A 17,840-nucleotide genomic window follows, 5' to 3' on the forward strand; every position below is an offset into this window, starting at 1 on the left:
ACATGCTCGATCAGCTCAACGCGCAACTTGCGCGTCTTGCGGATCATCCGTTCTATCGCGGGCGTTTGCCGCGTGAGGTCGCGAGCCTCGAAGCGTTCGCGCGCGAGGTGCCGTTGATGAAGCGCGCCGATCTCGTAGGCGAAATGCAGCAGCCCGGTTATGGCGCGTTCGCGCCGCCCGTGCCGCCCGTGCGTATCAATCTCACGCCCATGGGCGCGTCGCTCGTGCCCATCCTGCACAGCGCGAACGACCTGCGTGCCATCGAAGCCGCCTGCGCGACGCACCTCGACGCCTGCGGCATTGGTCCCGGCGACGTCTGCATGGTGACGTTCGGCTATCACCTGTTCGTCGCGGGCCTGTTCTATCAGAGCCAGATGGAGGCGCGCGGCGTGGCGTGCATTCCGCACGGGCCCGGCGAAACCGAACGCGCCGCCGAGGTCGCGCGCCGCTGCGGCGTGACGGTGCTCGCGGGCAATCCCTCGCACGCCATCAAGCTGATCGAGGCGGGCTGTCCGGTGCCGCGCGTGTTCTTCGCGGGCGGTGAAGCGTTCACTAGCAATCCCGCGTTGTATGCACGGGTGCAGGCGGCCATGCCGGGCGCCGTGCTGATCGACAGCTTTTCGTTGTCCGAATGTTTGCCCGTTGCGCGCACGTTTCCGGGCGGCGAAGGCGTACACGTATTCGACGAACTGCTGTACGCCGAGGTCATCGATCCGCACAGCGGCGAGCCGGTCGCGGACGGCGAGCGCGGCGAACTCGTGCTCACGCATTTGCGCAAGGAGTTGCAGCCGCTCGTGCGCTACCGCACCGGCGACCTCACGGCACTCGTGCGCACGGCGCCCGTGCATGGCCGCACGGTTTCGCTGCCCGGCGTGGTGTTCGGCCGCACCGACGCCATGGTGAAAGTGAAGGGCGTGAAGCTCTATCCCTCCGAGTTCGCGACCGTGCTGCTCGGCGTGGACGGCGCGCGCCGCCTGCAACTCGAACTCACGCAAAAGCCGAATGGCGGCGACCACGTGCTGCTGCGCATCGAAGGCCAGCTTGCTCATGACGCGCTGACGCACATTGCCGAACGCTTCAAGCGCCAGACGCTGGTGAGCGCGGACCATATCGAATCGAACGACACGCTCGCGAACGCGGACGCGGTGATCGACAGGAGACACGACACGCGATGAATACGAATGCCAATGCACCGTGGCGCTTTATCGACAGCCACGCCGGTTACGCCGACTTCTCCATCTCCGTTTCGCCCGCCATCGAGCGCGCGGTCGTGAGCGGCGAAGCGCCGCCCACCGTCTATCTCAACGTGTTCGACGGCGACAGCATCACGATCGGCGTGAACGAAGATCCGTATCAGGTGCTCGACGTCGCGTTTTGCGAGGGGCGCGATATCGTCGCGCGGCGGCGTATCAACGGCGGCGGTGCGATTTACGCGGGCGCGGGCTCGGCGTTCCTGTGCTTTTATTTGCCGCTCTCGCTGAACGGCGTGCCGCAAACGGCCACCGAGGCGTTTCCGTCGATCCTCGGTCATGTCGCCGAAAGTTTGCGCGAGCGCTTCGGGCTCGCGGCGTCGTATCGGCCGCTCAACGACGTCGAGATCGACGGCAGAAAGCTGATCGCGACCTCGCTAAAAATCGAGGGCGGTGCGATGACGTTTCGCATTCTGCTCAACGTGAAAGCGATCGACACCGAGACCGCCGCGCGCGCGATGCCGATGGCACCCGAGAAAGTGCGCGACAAGAAACACAAGGATCTCGGTTCGCGCTACACGTATCTGGAGCACGAATTGCAGCGGCCGGTGGAGCACCGCGAACTGGTGGAGTGGGCGCACGATTGCGTGCGGCGCGCATTCGGCGGCGTGACGCTGTCGCGCGGGGCGTTGAGCGAACGCGAGCATGCGCTGGCGCGCGATGCCGCCGCGCAATTGACGGATCGCGCGTGGTTCGTCGGCAAGAGCGAGGCGACCCGCTACGAGCCGTTCATGCTCGAAGGCGACCGCATCGGCCGCGGCCGGCGCAAGGCGCCCGCGGGTCTGATCTGGCTGAGTCTGTTGACGCGCGACGGCACGATCGTGCGCGCCATCGTCAATGGCGATTTTCATCCGCGTCCGACCGCTTCGATCGACTGGCTCGAAGACGGCTTCGCCAATCTGCCCGCTGAACGGGCGGCGTGTGTCGCGCACATCGAAGCGTTCATGCAACGCGGCGATGTCGAACTCGCGGGCGTCGAGGCCTCGCATCTGATCGACGCGCTCGACCTCGCGCTCGCCGAACTCGCGCGCGAGGTGGCCGCATGAGCGACGAACTGTTGATCGATCACGCCGAAGGCATTACGACGCTCACGTTCAATCGCCCGCATGCGAAGAACGCGCTCGACTTGCCGATGCGCGCCGCACTGCGCGAAGCGGTCCATGCGATTCGCGCCGATCGCAACGTGCGCGCGGTGATCCTGCGCGGCAGCGAAGGCAACTTCTGCTCGGGCGGCGACGTGCGCGGCATGAACGTGGAAAGCGCCGAGGCGGGTCGCAATCGCGTGGACGATCTGCATGGCTGGGTCGCGCAACTGCTCGAACTCGACCGCCCGGTGATCGCGGCCGTGGATGGCGTGGCGTATGGCGCGGGCTTCAGTTTCGCGCTCGCCGCCGACTTCGTGATCGCCACGCCGCGCGCGCGCTTTTGCATGCCCTTCATGAAAGTGGGCCTCGTGCCCGACTGCGGCGCGCTCTATACGCTGCCGCGCATCGTTGGGATGGCGCGCGCGCGCGACCTGATCTTCACCGCGCGCGAAGCGAATGCGGAGGAGGCGCGCGCGATGGGTATCGTGCTCGAAATCGCGGGGGCCGAAGCGCTCGACGCCCGCGCCAACGCGATCGCGCGCGCGCTCGCGAGCGCCTCGCCGGCCGCGTTCGCCTTGACCAAGCGCGCGCTGAACGCCTCGCTGACGAGCGATCTGCGCACCATGCTCGAACTCGAATCGCTCGGGCAGGGGCTCGCGTTTTCCACCGACTTTCATCGCGAAGCCGTGCAGCGTTTCCGTGACAAGGCGACGCCGCTGTTTCACTGGCCACAATCATGATCGACTATCTGACGCTCAAGCACTGGCATTTCGAACCGCTCGAACGCACTTACGGGCCGCACGACGCGATGCTCTACGGTCTCGGCATCGGTTATGGCGCCGATCCGCTCGATCAGGACGATCTGCGTTTCGTCTACGAGAAAGAGCTGCGCGTGTCGCCGACCTTCGCGAACGTGCTCGGCTATCCGGGCTTCTGGGCCAAGGACCCGCGCACCGGTATCGACTGGGTCAAGCTGCTGCATGGCGAGCAGACCTTGCGCATTCACCGGCCGCTGCCGAAGGCGGCGACGGTGGTCGGCCAGTCGCGCGTCGCGCGCCTGATCGACAAAGGCGAGGGCAAGGGCGCGCTGCTGCTGATCGAACGCACGATCGTCGACAAGACGAGCGGCGAACTGCTGGCGACCGTCGAGCAACTGAACTTTCTGCGCGGCGACGGCGGCTTCAGCGCAAGCGGTCAGCCGAGCGACGACCCCATCGCCAGCCCGCCGCCGATGCCCGAGCGCGCGCCCGACGTGATCTGCGACTTGCCCACGCGTGCCGAGACCGCGCTCATCTACCGCTTGTCCGGCGACGACAACCCGTTGCACGCGGACCCGTCGGTCGCCCGCGCGGCGGGCTTCGAGCGGCCCATTCTGCACGGTCTCGCGACCTATGCCGTCGCGGGCCGCGCGGTGCTCAAGCATGCGTGCGAGAGCGATCCCGCCCGGCTGGCGCTGCTGCACACGCGCTTCACCGCGCCCGTGTATCCGGGCGAAACGATCCGCACCGAACTGTGGATCGACGGCAGCACGGTGCGCTTTCGCGCGAGATCGCTCGAACGCGACGTGATCGTGTTGAACAGCGGCACCGCCGAACTGCGTGCAACCGGAGACTGACGCCATGCCTCGCCAACCGAAACCGCTCGTGCGTTCCGATATCGCCTACAGCACGCCCGAGCGCATCAGCGTACGCGGCAAAGACTTGCCGAACGAGATTCTCGGTCACATGAATCTGGGCGATTTCGCCTATTTCCAGCTGACCGGCAAGACCGCGACGCCGCAGCAGTCGGCCATGTTCAACGCGCTCGTCATCACGCTCGTGGAGCACGGCATGACCCCCAGCGCGATCGCGGCGCGCATGACCTATGCGGGCGCGCCCGAGTCGTTGCAGGCGGCCGTGGCGGCCGGTTTGTGCGGACTCGGCTCGGTGTTCGTGGGCAGCATGGAAGGCGCGTGCCGCATGCTGTACGAAGCGTTGCCCGCCGATCGCGGCGACGACTCCGATCTGGCAACGCTCGCGCGCGACACGGTCGCCGCGTATCGCGAGCGCGGCGCGATCGTGCCGGGGCTCGGCCATCCGCTGCACAAACCCATCGATCCGCGTACGCCGCGCCTCTTCGAACTCGCCGCGCAAAACGGCATGTCGGGCCGCTACGTGAAGTTGATGCAATTGATCGGCGACGAAGCGGCGCGCGTGACGGGCAAGGCGCTGCCGGTGAACGCCACGGGCGCGCTCGGCGCGATTTGCTGCGAGTTCGGTTTTCCGTGGCGCATCGTGCGCGGCTTCGGCGTGATGGCGCGCGCGATCGGACTCGTCGGTCATATTCTCGAAGAAGGCGAGCGGCCGATGGCGGTCGAATTGTGGCAGCGCGTGGAAGACGAGGCGTCCGCGCATTTGCGCGAGCCGCACGAGGAAAAGCCCTGAAAACGCGGCACTTTCACGTGGCTTAAGCGGGCGTTCACGAGAAAGAAAGCCACGCACGCGCGGCACGCGTGATACTCGCCACCACGTCGTGCGGAACCTGAGAGACACGATCGCGAAAAGCGAACCACAACAATCAGAACCACGGAGACACGACCCATGTCATCGACGAAGCGAAGGCTTCGCGCCGCGTGGGGCAGGCGCGCGCTCGCGCTTGCCGCGCTCACGGCTTTCACGGCGCTCACGGCGTTGAGCGCGCTCACGGCGCAAGAAGTGCGAGCGGTGCAAGCCGAACCGCCCGCGCCGCTCACCCTGGGCGCGCTGTTGCCGCTGAGCGGGCCGAACGCCGAATACGGTCAGACGTTCGGCTCGGGCGCCGACCTGGCGGTGGCGCACGTGAACGCCGACAAGCTGCTGAAAGAACCGCTGGCGCTGCGTTACGAAGACAGCCAGGCTTTGCCGATGCAAGGCGTGCTCGGCATGAACAAGCTCGTGAACGTGTACGAGACGCCGTTCGTGCTGACCGGTTTCACCGGCGTTTCGAAAGCCATCGCGCCGCTCGCGCGCCGCAGCAAGACCGTCGCGGTGAATGGCGGCGGCGTCGGTCCCGACCTCGCGCAACTCGGCCCGTACTTCTGGAACGTGATCCCGCTCGCCAACTCCGAAGTGCGCGCGATCGTGCCGTATCTCGTCACGCAGAAGCACTTGAAGCGCTTCGTGCTGATCTATGTGGACGACCCGCTCGGCCAGTCGATCAATCAGGAACTCGCGCAGGATTTGCCGCCCGCAGGCGGCCAACTCGTGTCGTCGTTCGCGGTGCCCGCGGCGGCGCAGCAGTTCGGCGGCGTGGTCGCGCGCGTGCGTGACGCCAGGCCGGACCTGATCTTCATCGCCTCGTACGGCGCGCAGCAATCGCAGATCGTCAAGCAGTTGCGCGACAACGGCGTGAACCAGCAGCTCGCGAGTTATTCGGCGTTCAGCATTCCGGCCATCAACGCGCTGCCCGAGGCGAAGGGCGCGCTCTACACCACGCAGCGTTTCGACTGGAACGCGCCGGACAAGCTGACACAGCGTTTCGTGGCCGACTACCGCGCGAAGTACGGCCGCAAGCCAACGGCATACGCGGCGAACTACTACAACGCGGTGCGTCTCTTCGCGATGCTCGCGGCCAGACTCGAGGCGCAGGGCGAGCCGGTGACGGGCGCGAATCTGCTCGCGGCCCGCAATGCCATGCAGCATTTCGATCTCGTGGGCGGCAGCGTCTCGTTCGATGCCAACGGCACCGTGCGCGCGCCCATCCAGATCAACGAGATCGACGGCGCGGGCGGCACGGTCGTGTCGACCACGCAGTAACGGAGGCGACCGCATGCTCTTCATTCAACTGCTCGTCAACGGCATTCAGCTCGGCGCGCTCTATGCGCTGACCGCCGGCGGTTTCTCGCTCATTTTCGGCGCGACGCGCATCTTCCACTTCGCGCATGGCGCGGCGTTCATGGTCGCCGGCTACGGCTTCTACGAGATTTACGCGAAGCTGCATTGGCCCTGGTATGTCGCGCTGGTGATCGCGGCGCTGGTGACGGTGGCGTTCGGCGTGCTGCTCGACCGGCTCGTGTATCAGCCGATCAAGCGTCACGAGAACTCGTTCTTCACGCTGTTCGCGGGCGCGTTCGGCGTGGGCATCGTGGTGCAGAACCTGATCGCCTTCTTCTTCGGGCGCGGCTTCGTGGCGATTCCTTCGCCGTTGTCCAAGGGCGTCGAAGTCGCGAGCGGGCTTTACGTTTCGCCGCTCGCGGGCATCGCGGTGGTCACGGCCATCGTCGGCTTCATGGCGCTCTCCACGTTTCTTTCGCGCAGTCAGACCGGCATTGCGTTGCGCGCGCTCGCCGATAGCCCCGAACTCGTGCGCGCGTTCGGCATGTCGCCGCAGCGGTTGTCGCAAGTCGCCTTCGCACTCGGTTCGCTCGCGGTCGTGCCCGCGGCCATTCTGTCCGGCGCGAGCGCGGGGCTGAACCCGGCGGCGGGCAGCCACGTGATGCTCATCAGCCTCGCCGCGACCATCGTGGGCGGGGTGGGCAGTCTGCGCGGCGCCGCGTGCGCGGGTCTGCTGCTCGGCCTCGCGGAAAGTCTCGCGCTCGCGTGGTTCAGCTCGCAATGGAGCGAAGCCGTGGTGTTCGTCGTGCTGTTCCTGTTCATCCTGTTCCGTCCGTCCGGCTTCTTCGGACGCGCGCTGGTTCACTGACGCGAGGGCGCTTCCATGCTGGCTTATTTGCAGAATCTCGCGGTGCTCGTCTGCGTGAACGCGATCCTCGCGATGACGCTCAATTTCCTGATGGGTTACGCGGGCATTTTTTCGCTCGCGCATGCGGTGTTTTTCGGCGTTGGCGCGTATACGGCGGCGGTCGTCTCGATGCACGTGACGCCCGACGTGTTCGTCTGCGCGATTGCGTCGATGGCGCTCTCGGGCGCGTTGTCGCTCGCGCTCGCGTTGCCCGCGTTGCGCGTGCGCGGCGAGTATTTCGTGGCGGCCTCGCTCGGCTTGCAGATGCTCGGCGTGACCGTGTTTTCCGAATGGCGCTCGGTCACGGGCGGCCTTGGCGGGATCACCAACATTCCGTCGCCCACGGTGTTCGGTCACGCCATCGACACCTCGAACGGCTTCTTCCTGCTCGCGGTCGCGTTTCTCGCGCTGGTGGGCGTGGTGTTGTGGCTGCTGGTGCGTTCGAGCTTCGGCCGCAATCTGCAGGCGATCCGCGACAGCGAGTCGGCGGCGCTCGCGCTCGGCAAGAACGTGAAGGCGATCAAGACGCTCTCCGTGGTGGTGTCGGCCGCGCTCGCCGCGACGGCGGGCGTGGTCTACACGTTCTATCTCAGCTTCATCAACGTCGAAGGCTTCACGCTCGATCTTTCCGTGTTGCTGATGGCGATGGTCATCATCGGCGGCACCGGCTCGCTGTTCGGTCCGCTGATCGGCGCGGCGCTGCTGATGCTGCTGCCCGCCGCGCTGAGCTTCGTGCCGGGTCTGCCGCAGGCGGAAGTCGGCCTCGTGCAGCAGGCGGTCTACGGCCTCGTGATGGTGCTCCTGATGATCTACCGGCCGGGCGGGATCGTCGGCGCGGGCAAGCGGCAACGTACGGTGAAAGGAGGCGCGCAATGAGCACGACCCCGCTTGCCGATGTGTCTCCCGCGCAGGATGCGGCCACGCAGCCGGTGCTGCTCGAAGTGCGTCAACTGGGCAAGCGCTTCGGCGGCTTGCAGGCGGTGTCGGACGTATCGCTCTCGCTGCGCGGCGGCATCGTGACCACACTGATCGGCCCGAACGGCGCGGGCAAGACCACGCTGTTCAATCTCATCACCGGCCATCTGAAGCCGAGTACCGGCGACGTGCTGTTGCGCGGCGAGTCGATCGCGGGCCGCGAGCCGTGGCGTATCGCGCGCGCGGGCGTTGGCCGCACGTTTCAGGACTTGCGCCTGTTTTCGCAGATGACGGTGCGCGAGAACATCTTGACCGCGATGGAACAAAGCTCGTGGTTGTGGCAACCGGGCGGGCGCGGCGCACGCGACGCGCGCGACGAGAAAGTGCGCGCGATTCTCGACACCACGCACTTGCAGTCTCTCGCTGAGGCGCGCGCCATCGATCTCGCCTACGCCGAGCGCAAGTTTCTCTCGGTGGCGCGGCTGATCGCGAGCAACGCGAAGATCTGGCTGCTCGACGAACCCGCGTCGGGTCTCGATCCGCGCTCGTACGAGCGCTTCGTCGCGCTGCTGCGCGCGCAGGTGAAAGAGGGCGTGACGGTCTGCATCATCGAGCACAACCTCGACGTGGTGTCGAACGTGTCCGACCGCGTGGCGTTCCTCGATCAAGGGCGCCTGCTTGCCGAAGGCGCGCCGCAAGACGTGCTCGCCGATGCACGGCTCGCATCGATCTATTTCGGGGAGACCGCATGAGCGCACCGATCCTGCAAACGCGCGCGCTGACGGCCGGTTACGGCGGCCGCGCGGTGCTCAACGGCATCGACATGACCTTGCGCGAGAACGAAGTACTGTGCCTGCTCGGCCATAACGGCGCCGGTAAATCGACGCTCGTGAAAACGCTGTTCGGCCTGATGGCGCAAAGCGGCGGCGAGGTGTTCGTCGACGGCGCGAAGCGCGAGCGGCAGAGCGTGCGCGCTTCCACGGCGGCGGGCATCGCGCTCGTGCCGGAAGGGCGTGGCGTGTTTCCGAGTCTTTCTGTCGAAGAAGTGCTGAAGCTTGGCCTCTGGTCCGCCGACGTGCCGCCTGCCGAACACGCGGCGCGGCTCGACTGGGTCATGGCCGTGCTGCCCGACATCAAGCGCTTCTACAAACAGCGCGCGGGGTCGCTCTCGGGCGGCCAGCAGCAGATGGTGTCGATCGGCCGCGCGTTGCTGTCGCGGCCGCGCTGCCTGCTGATGGACGAACCGTCGATCGGTCTCGCGCCCAAGCTGTTCCAGGATCTGCTCGGCCCGATCCGCCAGTTGCAGCAGGACACCCGCATGTCGATCCTGCTCGTCGAACAGAACGTGCGCGAAGCGCTCAAGGTCAGCGACCGCGTCGTGGTGATGAAGTCCGGCTCGCTGATCCGCGAGGCGCTGCCGGGCGAACTCGATACCAATGCGAAACTGATGGAGCTTTACTGATGTCCGACTCTTCCACTGAGGTTGCCCCGGCACCGGTCGCCACGCTGAACACGCTGCTTGCCGATCATCTCGCGGCGCATGCCACGCGCACCGCCTTCGTCGACGGCGGCGCCACGCTCAGCTACGCGCAATTCGACGCGCTCGCCGAAGGCGCCGCGCGCTGGCTCGAGGAACACGGGATTGGCGCGGGCGATCGCGTGGCCGTGTGGCTCGTGAACCGCATCGAATGGCTCGCGCTGCTGTTCGGCGCGGCGCGCATTGGCGCGACGGTCGTGGCCGTCAACACGCGGTATCGGCGCGCGGAACTCGAACACATTCTGGGCAAGTCGCAAGCGAAGCTGCTGGTGTTTCAGCCGAATTTCCGCAAGATCGATTTTCCGGCGGAACTGGCCGGCATCGATGCTCACGCGGTCGCGTCGCTGCGCAAGATCGCGGTGATCGACGCGGACGCGAGCACGCCGGAAGCGCTCATCGGCAAACCGGTGGTGCATTGCGCGTTCGAACCGGCGACCGCGCCGCGCAGGCGCCGCCCGGGCGAAACCGCCGAGGCGCCGCTGATCCTCTTCACGACCTCGGGCACGACGAAGGCGCCGAAGCTCGTGGTGCATCCCCAGCGCACGATCACGGGTCACAGCCAGCGCGCCGCGCGCGCCTACGGCTTCGACGCGCACGACGCGGTCATGCTCGCGGCGCTGCCGTTCTGCGGCGTATTCGGTTTGAACGGCGCGCTCGCGGCGTTCGCCGGCGGCGCGCCGGTCGTCCTGATCGACACGTTCGACGCGCGGGAAGCGGCGCGGCTGGTGCAGGCGCATCGCGTGACGCACACCTTCGGCAGCGACGAGATGTATCGGCGTCTGCTCGAAGCGGGCGAGGGCGAGCGGCCGTTTCCGTCCGCGCGCGTGTTCGGCTTCGCGGCGTTCCAGCCGGGGCTGGCGAGCTTCGCCGCCTACGCGCAAACGCGCGGCATGCCGCTCACCGGGCTGTACGGCTCGAGCGAAGTGCAGGCGCTCTTTTCGTGCCAGAAGATCGACATGCCGTTCGACACGCGCATCGAAGGCGGCGGCTATCCGGCAGCGGGCGAACTCGCCACGATCCGCATTCGCGACATCGAAAGCGGCAAGCTGTTGCCGCACGGCGAAAGCGGCGAGATCGAAATTGCCGCGCCGGGCAATTTTCTGCACTACCTCGACAACGCGGATGCGACCGCCGAAGCCCTCACGCCCGACGGCTTTTTCCGCACCGGCGACATCGGCTTTCTGCGCGAAGACGGCAGCTTCGTGTATCAGACGCGCAAGGGCGACGCGATCCGGCTCGCGGGCTTTCTCGTGAGCCCGGTCGAGATCGAGGACGAGATCAAGGCGATCGAGGGCGTCGACGACGCGCAGATCGTCGCGGTCGAGATCGACGGGCAGCAGCGCGCGGTCGCATTCGTGATCGCCGCCGCGCAACCGGGCTTGAACGCCGAAAGCGTGCGTCACGCGCTGGCCGGGCGCATGGCGGCGTTCAAGGTGCCCGCGCGCGTGTGGTTCGTCGACGCGTTCCCGGTCACGCAAAGTTCGAACGGCGTGAAGATCCAGCGCGCGCGGCTGCGCGACATGGCGGTCGAGCGCGTGCAAGGCGAAACCGTTTGACGATGGGGGAGACTGACATGACTTCGCTGTACTTCGAGGATTTTCACGTGGGCCAGACGTTCGAAAGCGGCGGCCGCACGATCACGGAAAGCGATCTCACGCTGTTTTCGATGCTGTCCGGCGACTGGAACCCGATTCACGCCGACGCCGAATTCGCGGGCAAAACGCGCTTCAAGCAACGCGTGGTGCATGGCACCCTGGGCATTGCCGTGGCCACTGGCATGCTGCATCAGCTGGGTATCTTTCACGACAGCGTGATCGCGATGATGTCGCTGAACGACTGGAAGTTCGTCACGCCGATCTTCGTCAACGACACCTTGCGGTTGCGGCTCGACATTCTCGCACTCGACGGCGGCAAGAGCGAACGCGCGGGCAAGCTCACGCGCCGCTTCGTGATGCTCAATCAGCGCGACGAAATCGTGCAGGACGGGATCAGCGACATGCTGATCAAGAAGCGCGGCGCGGCGTAAGCCCTTTTCGGCACGGTGTTCAGCCGGGCGATGGAGTCGGGTTCGCCAATGCTCGCGCGCGGACGAGCGCGCGCGTGATGTCGCCGAGCACGGTGTCGCGCGCGCTCTCGTCCTGCTGGCGCAATGCGAACGAAGGATGCCAGGTGGCGACGGCCCAGCCGCCATGGATCTCGAACGGCGCGCTCACGTAGTCGCGCAGGCTGACCTTCTCGCGCAGCAAGGCGGTGAGCGCCGTTGCGCCGAGCGCCACGATCACGGCGGGCCGCACCGCGTTCAGTTCGCGTTCGAGCCAGTAGTAGCACGCTTCGACCTCGCGCTGCGCCGGCGTTTTGTGCAACCGGCGTTTGCCGCGCGGCTCCCACTTGAAATGCTTCACGGCATTGGTCAGATAAACCTGCTCGCGCGACAAGCCCGCTCGCTCGATGGCAACGCTGAGCAGTTGCCCCGCCGGTCCGACGAACGGTTGCCCGCTCAGGTCTTCCTGATCGCCCGGTTGTTCGCCGAGCAACATGATTCGCGCACGGGCGGGTCCCACGCCGCTCACCGCCTGCGTGGCGTGACGCCACAAGTCGCAACGCCGGCAAGCGTCCAGCGAAGAGGGTGGTTCGCGAACGGGTTGCGCCGTCTCGGCCTCGACCGCGATCACCTTGCCGTCCAGCGAGCCCACACCGCTTGCCTGGGCGAGCCGCCGCGCGCCGCTTCTGGCTTCGCTGATCATGCCGGGAATCAGGTGGGCCTCAGGCAAGCCCTTCCAGAAACGCACCGGCATATGCTGCTCCAGCGCTTCTTCGTTCAAGCGCGCCGGGTTGAAGGTGCTGCGGTAGTACGCGATCCACAGCGCCTCGGCCTCGTCTTCGGAGTCGTAGCGGTGATCGCCCGGCAACGCGCCGCGTGCGTCCAGATGCAATGCGCCGCCGTCCCAGAACGCGGCGCCGCGAGGTGTGGTGATGAGCCACGAAGATCGGCCCATGCGCTGCGCGAAATGCTCCGCCGCCCATTCGAGCACGTCGTGGTCGGGCTCGTACCACGCCACGTATTCGGGCACGGCCTGGGTGTCGCGCTGCTTGCGAAAGCGCACATAGGCGATCATGTCGTGCTGCGCGCGGCGCACGCTTTTGGCCATGCGATACAGGCGAGAGCCGTCGATATCGGCGGCCGATGCCACCGAGCGGTCGCCGTGATGCCAGCGCCACAGCACCTTGTACAAAAACGCCCAACGCTCCGGGTCGCGAAACGACGCGGCGTCTTTGAGCAAGGCGGCGAGTTCCTTCGACACCTGCACTTCGGCCATGCGAGGCGATGCCGCGGCGGGACTGCGCGAATCCGGCGTGTAGTCGAGCGATGCTTGCTGCTGTGGCGCTCCGGTCTCCGCGAGGCGCCATTGAATCGACTCCGGCCGGAGGTCTTCCGCGAGCGCCGCCAGCGAGGCCGCGCGCCACGCGGCAAAGCGATCTTCGATCACGATCGTGCGCATGAACCGGCCTCACAACAACGCGAGTTGCACCGGCGGTGGCGTGAGCGCGCGGCGCAGTTGCTCGGACGAGGCATCTTGCTGGGCCGCGCGATAATCCTGCGTCACCACGAACGGGCGGATCTTGTCCATGGGGCAGCGCAGGCGCACGAGATCGTCGTAACGGACGCGCCGCGTACGCCGCAGTTCCACGAGACGTTTGGCGTTACGCATGCCGATGCCGGGCACGCGCGCGATCATGCGCAGCGGCGCGCGGTTGAGGTCGACCGGAAAATGTTCGCGATGCGCCAGCGCCCACGCGAGCTTCGGGTCGATTTCGAGCGCGAGGTCGCCGCTGTTTTCGAACAGTTCGTTTGCATTGAAGCCGTAGCCGCGCAACAGGAAGTCGGCTTGATACAGCCGGTGTTCGCGCAGCAGCGGCGGCGCCTGCGCGGGCAAGGCGGACGGACTGTCGGGGATGGGGCTGAACGCCGAGTAATAGACGCGCTTGAGCTTGAACGCGCTGTAGAGCGATTCGGCCGTTTGCAGGATGGTGCGGTCGTTCGTGGGGTCGGCGCCAACGATCATTTGCGTGCTTTGCCCGGCCGGCGTGAAGGGCGGCGCCTTCGTTTCGGCCTGCGCTTCTTCCTGACCGAGCCGGATCGTTCCCATCGCCAGCTTGATGGTGCGCACGTTCTTTTCGGGCGCGAGGCGCGCGAGACCGCCGTCGGTTGGCAATTCGATATTCACGCTCAGACGGTCCGCATAGCGTCCGGCTTGCGCAATGAGCTCGGGGTCGGCGTCGGGAATGGTCTTGAGATGCAGATACCCGCGGAATTGATGGTCTTCGCGCAGCGACTGCGCCACGCGCACCAATTGTTCCATCGTGTAGTTGGACGACTGGATCACGCCCGAACTCAGAAACAGGCCGTCGATGTAATTGCGCCGGTAAAAGTCGAGCGTGAGGTCGACCACTTCCTCGGGCGTGAAGCGCGCGCGCGGCACATTGCTCGAGCGCCGGTTCACGCAGTACTGGCAGTCGTACAGGCAAAAGTTGGTGAGCAGGATCTTGAGGAGCGACACGCAGCGCCCGTCTGGCGTGAAGCTGTGGCAGATGCCCGCGCCGGTGCTCGCGCCCAGCCCCGAAACGCCGCGTGAACCGCGTTTGGGCGCGCCGCTGCTGGCGCACGAAGAGTCGTATTTCGCCGCGTCAGCCAGAATCTCGAGCTTTTGTTGCAGTTCCACTTTGGCACCAATACTGTATATCTATACAGTATTCTACGTGGGCGCTCAGCGAGTGCAAGCGGAAAATGCGAGGGATTTTGGGGTGGAATCGCGGGAAACGTCCGGTTCTTCCGCTCGCCGCGCGCCGCTAGCCGCGCGCCGCTAGCCGCTAGACATTCAGGCGGAATCCCGCGCCATAAACCGATTGCACCAGTTCCTCGTTCGGCGCGATCGCTTCGAGCTTGCGGCGTATCTTGCGCACATGACTGTCGATAGTTCGATCGTCCACGATACGGCCGTCCGTATAGAGGCGGTCCATCAACGCATTGCGCGAAAAAATCTGCGCCGGCCGGCTCGCCAGCGTGGCGAGCAACCGAAACTCGATGGGCGTGAATTCCACCGCAACGCCGTGATACGTCACGCTCAACGCCGCCTCGTTCAATTGCAGCGGGCTGCTCTCGGCCCGCGCATCCGCGCGCACGCGCCGCAGAATGGTTTTCACGCGCGCCACCAGTTCGAGCAGACTGAACGGCTTGCAGATGTAATCGTCCGCGCCCAGTTCGAGGCCTAGCAGCCGGTCCACTTCCTCCACCTGCGCGGTCACCATGATGATGGGCACGTCGCTGTACGCGCGCAGGTCGCGGCAGATATCGCGGCCGTCGCGGCCCGGCAGCATCAGGTCGAGCACGATCATGTTCGGCATGCGTTCCGCCACCGCCTTTTCCACGTCGAGTCCGTTGCGCACCCAGCGCGTGGAGAAACCCGCCGAACGCAGGAAGTCGGTCATCAGCATGGCGAGTTTCGGCTCGTCCTCGACCAGCAGGATTTCGGCGGTGGGATCGTTCGCGCTCACGGCGTCTCCTCGGGGCAAGGGAGTTGGATGGCGATCCAGAGTCCGCCTTGCGGCGCCCGGGCGGCGGAAATGGCGCCCCGGTGCGCTTCCATGATGCTCTTGCAGATCGGCAAGCCGAGCCCCGCGCCGCCCGTGGAGCGGCTGCGCGAGCCTTCCACGCGATAGAAGCGGTCGAACAGCGCGGCATGGGCCGTGTCCGGCACGCCGGGGCCGCTGTCCAGAATGTCGATATGAATGCGCGCGGCGTCCTGGCGGATGCGAACCTGCACCGCCGCGCCTTCGGGCACGTAGCGCAAGACGTTCTGGAAGATATTGAAGAACACTTGCTGCAGGCGCCGCTCGTCGCCGTGCACCCAGCACGGTTCGCCGGGAAGGTCGGTGGTCAGCGCGATGCGCGCCTCGGCAAGCGGCCGCCGGATCGTGCTCAACACTTCTTCCATGGCTTCGGCGACGTCGACGAGACCGAAGTGATAGCGCAACGCGCCCACGTCCGAAAGCGAGAGCTGGTACAGATCGTCCACGAGACGATTCAGGCGCGCGACCTCGGTGGAGAGCGAGCGCATGGCTTCCGTCGACATTTCGCGCACGCCCACTTCGAGCGCCTCCACTTCGCCGCGAATGACCGCGAGCGGCGTGCGCAGCTCGTGCGAAATATCGGCGAATAGCGCGGCGCGCACGCGCTCGTTGCGTTCGAGCGTTTGCGCGAGGTTGTTGAAGTCCGCCTCGAGTTGCCCCAGTTCGCCCGCCGACACCACGGGAATGCGCGCCTGAAAGTCGCCGCCCGCGAGCACGTGCGTCGCGCGCGCGATGCGCTGCAAGGGCAGGCCGAGCGCGCGCGCGATCCAGAGCGAGATCATCACGGCCGTGAGCATGGCCGCCACCGCAAGCGCCCAGCTGGCGTCGCGCTGCGTGCGTTGCAACCGCAGGTCGCCGGCTTCCGTGACTTCCTGCACGGGCACGATCACGAGCCAGCCCACCGTTTTGCCGTCGACGACCACCGGCCGGCGCGGCGCGCCCGCGGCGATCTCGCGGTTGCCCGAGAGATACGCGCCGTTCGCATCGAGCAGCGAAAAGCGCAGGTTCGCGCCCACGAGGTCGGCGATGGGCGGCGGCGGAAAGTTGCTGTCCACGAGCGAGGTGCGCGGATTGGGCAGCATCAGCTGATGCCAGACATGGCGGTTCGCGCGCAGGAACGCCCAGCTGCCGTGCTCGCGATACGCGGCTTCCAGCGGGGCCACGCTCGCGTCGAGACGCTTGATGTCCTGCTGCTCCAGATAGCCGAGAAAGCCGTGCTCGAAGCTGATGCGCGCGCCTAGCGACATCGCGCCGATCAGCACGATATTGACGACCACCATGGCGACGAACAGTTTGGTCGTGAGGCCGAGCGGGTGTTTGGCGAGCACCGATCGAAGGGCGGCAGAGATCATGAAGCCGGATTTTACGCTGGCCGCCCGCACTGGCAATACACCTGGCTTGACTTCCTAATTTCTTGCGAAATTGATTTGCATAATCCGCGAATCGGGCGTGGATCGCGCTCTCGGCATTGAGGCCACTATGCAAATTCGACTTTCCGCGCACTGCCGCACGGGCGTGCTTGTTTTGACGGTTGCGCTGGCGGCATGCTCGCACGACAAGAAGAGCGAGCAGAAAAAAATTCAGTCGGTTTCCGTGCAGACGGTAAAAACCGTGCCGTACGCGCAATCGGTGTCGCTGCCGGGGCGCACCACTTCGTACCTCACCTCGCCGGTCACGCCGCAGGTCACGGGCGTGATCCAGAAGCGGCTCTTCACGGAAGGCGGCGTGGTGCGCGCGGGGCAGGTGCTGTACCAGATCGATCCCGCGCCGTATCAGGCCGCTTACGACGCCGACAAAGCCGACCTCGAAAAAGCGCAGGCCGCCTTGTTATCGGCAAAGCCGATTGCCGAACGCGACCGCTCGCTCGCCGCCATCGACGCGATCAGCAAGGAAACGCTCGAAGAAGCCGAAGCCACGCTCAAGCAGGACGAAGCCACCATCGACGCCGACAAGGCCGCGCTCGAAAGCGCCCGCATCAATCTCGGCTACACGCGCGTGGTGGCGCCCGTCACCGGCACGATCAGCGCTTCGGCCTATACGCCGGGCGCGCTCGTGACCGCCGACCAGACCACGCCGCTCGCCACGATCTATTCGTACGATCCGATGTATCTCGACGTGACGCAATCGAGCACCGACGTGCTCGCGCTGCGCAAGAAACTCGCTGACGGGTCCGTGAAAACCGATGCGAACGGCAACGCCCAAGTGAAGATCACGCTCGAAGACGGCACCACCTACGCGCACGAAGGCACGCTGCAATTCGCGGGCGTGGGCGTCGACCCGACCACGGGCACGATCACCTTGCGCGTGATCGTGCCGAACCCGGAAAAGCTGCTGCTGCCCGGCGAATATCTGCACGCCGTGGTCGAGCAGGGGATCGACCAGAACGCCATACTCGTGCCGCAGCAGTCGGTCACGCACGATCAGCGCGGCAATGCCACGGCGTTGATCGTCGACGCCCAGAACAAGGTCGAGCAACGTTCGCTCACGCTCGCGGGCACCGCCGACAACAACGAATGGGTCGTGACGAACGGCCTCGCCGATGGCGACCGCGTCGTGGTGGCGGGTTCGCAGTACGCGAGCGTGGGCGACACGGTGAATCCCGTGCCGGTTGCCGATGGCGCGGCGGCCACGAGCGACGCGGCTCCGGCAATGGCAACCGCTGCGGCGAGCTCCGCTGCGAGCGCGACGGCCCCGGCCGCGGCCGCGTCGAACTAAGGGAGCCGCGCA

At 66.3% G+C, this 17,840-nt stretch carries 17 protein-coding genes; 13 read left to right on the top strand and 4 right to left on the bottom strand.

Annotated features, from left to right (window positions below; all coding sequences use genetic code 11):
- Positions 1–2: 2 nt before the first annotated feature.
- From FAZ98_RS14500 to FAZ98_RS14555, 12 genes are all read left to right on the top strand, one after another.
- Complete coding sequence (locus FAZ98_RS14500) at positions 3–1,175, top strand: phenylacetate--CoA ligase family protein (RefSeq protein ID WP_158952031.1); 1,173 nt, start codon at positions 3–5, stop codon at positions 1,173–1,175.
- Positions 1,172–2,296: a lipoate--protein ligase family protein gene (locus tag FAZ98_RS14505; protein WP_158952032.1), complete on the top strand. Its 1,125-nt coding sequence runs from the start codon at positions 1,172–1,174 to the stop codon at positions 2,294–2,296. The genes FAZ98_RS14500 and FAZ98_RS14505 overlap by 4 nt, the downstream gene beginning before the upstream one ends.
- Positions 2,293–3,075, top strand: coding sequence for an enoyl-CoA hydratase/isomerase family protein (locus FAZ98_RS14510; RefSeq protein ID WP_158952033.1), 783 nt, complete (start codon positions 2,293–2,295; stop codon positions 3,073–3,075). The genes FAZ98_RS14505 and FAZ98_RS14510 overlap by 4 nt, the downstream gene beginning before the upstream one ends.
- The gene (locus FAZ98_RS14515) at positions 3,069–3,950 is read left to right on the top strand and encodes a MaoC/PaaZ C-terminal domain-containing protein (RefSeq protein ID WP_233272815.1); all 882 of its coding nucleotides are present in this window, start codon (positions 3,069–3,071) and stop codon (positions 3,948–3,950) included. The genes FAZ98_RS14510 and FAZ98_RS14515 overlap by 7 nt, the downstream gene beginning before the upstream one ends.
- A 4-nt stretch (positions 3,951–3,954) precedes the next feature.
- The gene (locus tag FAZ98_RS14520; protein WP_158952035.1) at positions 3,955–4,758 is read left to right on the top strand and encodes a citryl-CoA lyase; all 804 of its coding nucleotides are present in this window, start codon (positions 3,955–3,957) and stop codon (positions 4,756–4,758) included.
- Between the two features lie 156 nt (positions 4,759–4,914).
- The gene (locus tag FAZ98_RS14525) at positions 4,915–6,108 is read left to right on the top strand and encodes an ABC transporter substrate-binding protein (protein WP_158952036.1); all 1,194 of its coding nucleotides are present in this window, start codon (positions 4,915–4,917) and stop codon (positions 6,106–6,108) included.
- 13 nt (positions 6,109–6,121) lie between these two features.
- Positions 6,122–6,994, top strand: coding sequence for a branched-chain amino acid ABC transporter permease (locus FAZ98_RS14530; RefSeq protein ID WP_158952037.1), 873 nt, complete (start codon positions 6,122–6,124; stop codon positions 6,992–6,994).
- A gap of 15 nt (positions 6,995–7,009) precedes the next feature.
- The gene (locus FAZ98_RS14535) at positions 7,010–7,909 is read left to right on the top strand and encodes a branched-chain amino acid ABC transporter permease (protein ID WP_158952038.1); all 900 of its coding nucleotides are present in this window, start codon (positions 7,010–7,012) and stop codon (positions 7,907–7,909) included.
- Entirely contained in the window at positions 7,906–8,700 is a 795-nt protein-coding gene (locus FAZ98_RS14540) for an ABC transporter ATP-binding protein (protein WP_158952039.1), read from the top strand. The genes FAZ98_RS14535 and FAZ98_RS14540 overlap by 4 nt, the downstream gene beginning before the upstream one ends.
- Positions 8,697–9,410 carry an ABC transporter ATP-binding protein gene (locus FAZ98_RS14545; protein ID WP_158952040.1) on the top strand — a complete coding sequence of 238 codons (714 nt, stop codon included), beginning with the start codon at positions 8,697–8,699 and terminating at the stop codon, positions 9,408–9,410. Before FAZ98_RS14540 ends, FAZ98_RS14545 begins: the two co-directional genes overlap by 4 nt.
- Positions 9,410–11,041, top strand: a complete 1,632-nt coding sequence (locus FAZ98_RS14550) for an AMP-binding protein (RefSeq protein ID WP_158952041.1) — start codon at positions 9,410–9,412, stop codon at positions 11,039–11,041. The genes FAZ98_RS14545 and FAZ98_RS14550 overlap by 1 nt, the downstream gene beginning before the upstream one ends.
- A gap of 17 nt (positions 11,042–11,058) precedes the next feature.
- Positions 11,059–11,511, top strand: a complete 453-nt coding sequence (locus tag FAZ98_RS14555) for a MaoC/PaaZ C-terminal domain-containing protein (protein ID WP_158952042.1) — start codon at positions 11,059–11,061, stop codon at positions 11,509–11,511.
- A 19-nt stretch (positions 11,512–11,530) separates the two neighbouring features.
- Here the strand turns inward: FAZ98_RS14555 and FAZ98_RS14560 are convergent, their stop codons facing one another.
- From FAZ98_RS14560 to FAZ98_RS14575, 4 genes are all read right to left on the bottom strand, one after another.
- Complete coding sequence (locus FAZ98_RS14560; protein WP_158952043.1) at positions 11,531–12,985, bottom strand: UdgX family uracil-DNA binding protein; 1,455 nt, start codon at positions 12,983–12,985, stop codon at positions 11,531–11,533.
- Between the two features lie 9 nt (positions 12,986–12,994).
- Positions 12,995–14,206, bottom strand: coding sequence for a putative DNA modification/repair radical SAM protein (locus FAZ98_RS14565; RefSeq protein ID WP_158952044.1), 1,212 nt, complete (start codon positions 14,204–14,206; stop codon positions 12,995–12,997).
- 148 nt (positions 14,207–14,354) lie between these two features.
- On the bottom strand, positions 14,355–14,978 hold the full coding sequence (locus FAZ98_RS14570; RefSeq protein ID WP_158953881.1) for a response regulator: 624 nt from the start codon (positions 14,976–14,978) through the stop codon (positions 14,355–14,357).
- Positions 14,979–15,034: 56 nt separating this feature from the next.
- Positions 15,035–16,441, bottom strand: coding sequence for an ATP-binding protein (locus FAZ98_RS14575; RefSeq protein WP_158952045.1), 1,407 nt, complete (start codon positions 16,439–16,441; stop codon positions 15,035–15,037).
- A gap of 151 nt (positions 16,442–16,592) precedes the next feature.
- Here FAZ98_RS14575 and FAZ98_RS14580 point away from each other — a divergent pair, with 151 nt between their 5' ends.
- Positions 16,593–17,828 carry an efflux RND transporter periplasmic adaptor subunit gene (locus tag FAZ98_RS14580; protein ID WP_158952046.1) on the top strand — a complete coding sequence of 412 codons (1,236 nt, stop codon included), beginning with the start codon at positions 16,593–16,595 and terminating at the stop codon, positions 17,826–17,828.
- The last annotated feature ends 12 nt before the right edge of the window (positions 17,829–17,840 follow it).

It is taken from the genome of Paraburkholderia acidisoli (genome assembly GCF_009789675.1).
GTDB lineage: Bacteria > Pseudomonadota > Gammaproteobacteria > Burkholderiales > Burkholderiaceae > Paraburkholderia > Paraburkholderia acidisoli.

Coding starts and splice junctions, on each gene's coding strand:
- FAZ98_RS14500 (WP_158952031.1), top strand. CDS start 3: ATGCTCGATCAGCTCAACGCGCAACTTGCGCGTCTTGCGGATCATCCG.
- FAZ98_RS14505 (WP_158952032.1), top strand. CDS start 1,172: ATGAATACGAATGCCAATGCACCGTGGCGCTTTATCGACAGCCACGCC.
- FAZ98_RS14510 (WP_158952033.1), top strand. CDS start 2,293: ATGAGCGACGAACTGTTGATCGATCACGCCGAAGGCATTACGACGCTC.
- FAZ98_RS14520 (WP_158952035.1), top strand. CDS start 3,955: ATGCCTCGCCAACCGAAACCGCTCGTGCGTTCCGATATCGCCTACAGC.
- FAZ98_RS14525 (WP_158952036.1), top strand. CDS start 4,915: ATGTCATCGACGAAGCGAAGGCTTCGCGCCGCGTGGGGCAGGCGCGCG.
- FAZ98_RS14530 (WP_158952037.1), top strand. CDS start 6,122: ATGCTCTTCATTCAACTGCTCGTCAACGGCATTCAGCTCGGCGCGCTC.
- FAZ98_RS14535 (WP_158952038.1), top strand. CDS start 7,010: ATGCTGGCTTATTTGCAGAATCTCGCGGTGCTCGTCTGCGTGAACGCG.
- FAZ98_RS14540 (WP_158952039.1), top strand. CDS start 7,906: ATGAGCACGACCCCGCTTGCCGATGTGTCTCCCGCGCAGGATGCGGCC.
- FAZ98_RS14545 (WP_158952040.1), top strand. CDS start 8,697: ATGAGCGCACCGATCCTGCAAACGCGCGCGCTGACGGCCGGTTACGGC.
- FAZ98_RS14550 (WP_158952041.1), top strand. CDS start 9,410: ATGTCCGACTCTTCCACTGAGGTTGCCCCGGCACCGGTCGCCACGCTG.
- FAZ98_RS14555 (WP_158952042.1), top strand. CDS start 11,059: ATGACTTCGCTGTACTTCGAGGATTTTCACGTGGGCCAGACGTTCGAA.
- FAZ98_RS14560 (WP_158952043.1), bottom strand. CDS start 12,985: ATGCGCACGATCGTGATCGAAGATCGCTTTGCCGCGTGGCGCGCGGCC.
- FAZ98_RS14570 (WP_158953881.1), bottom strand. CDS start 14,978: ATGCTGATGACCGACTTCCTGCGTTCGGCGGGTTTCTCCACGCGCTGG.
- FAZ98_RS14580 (WP_158952046.1), top strand. CDS start 16,593: ATGCAAATTCGACTTTCCGCGCACTGCCGCACGGGCGTGCTTGTTTTG.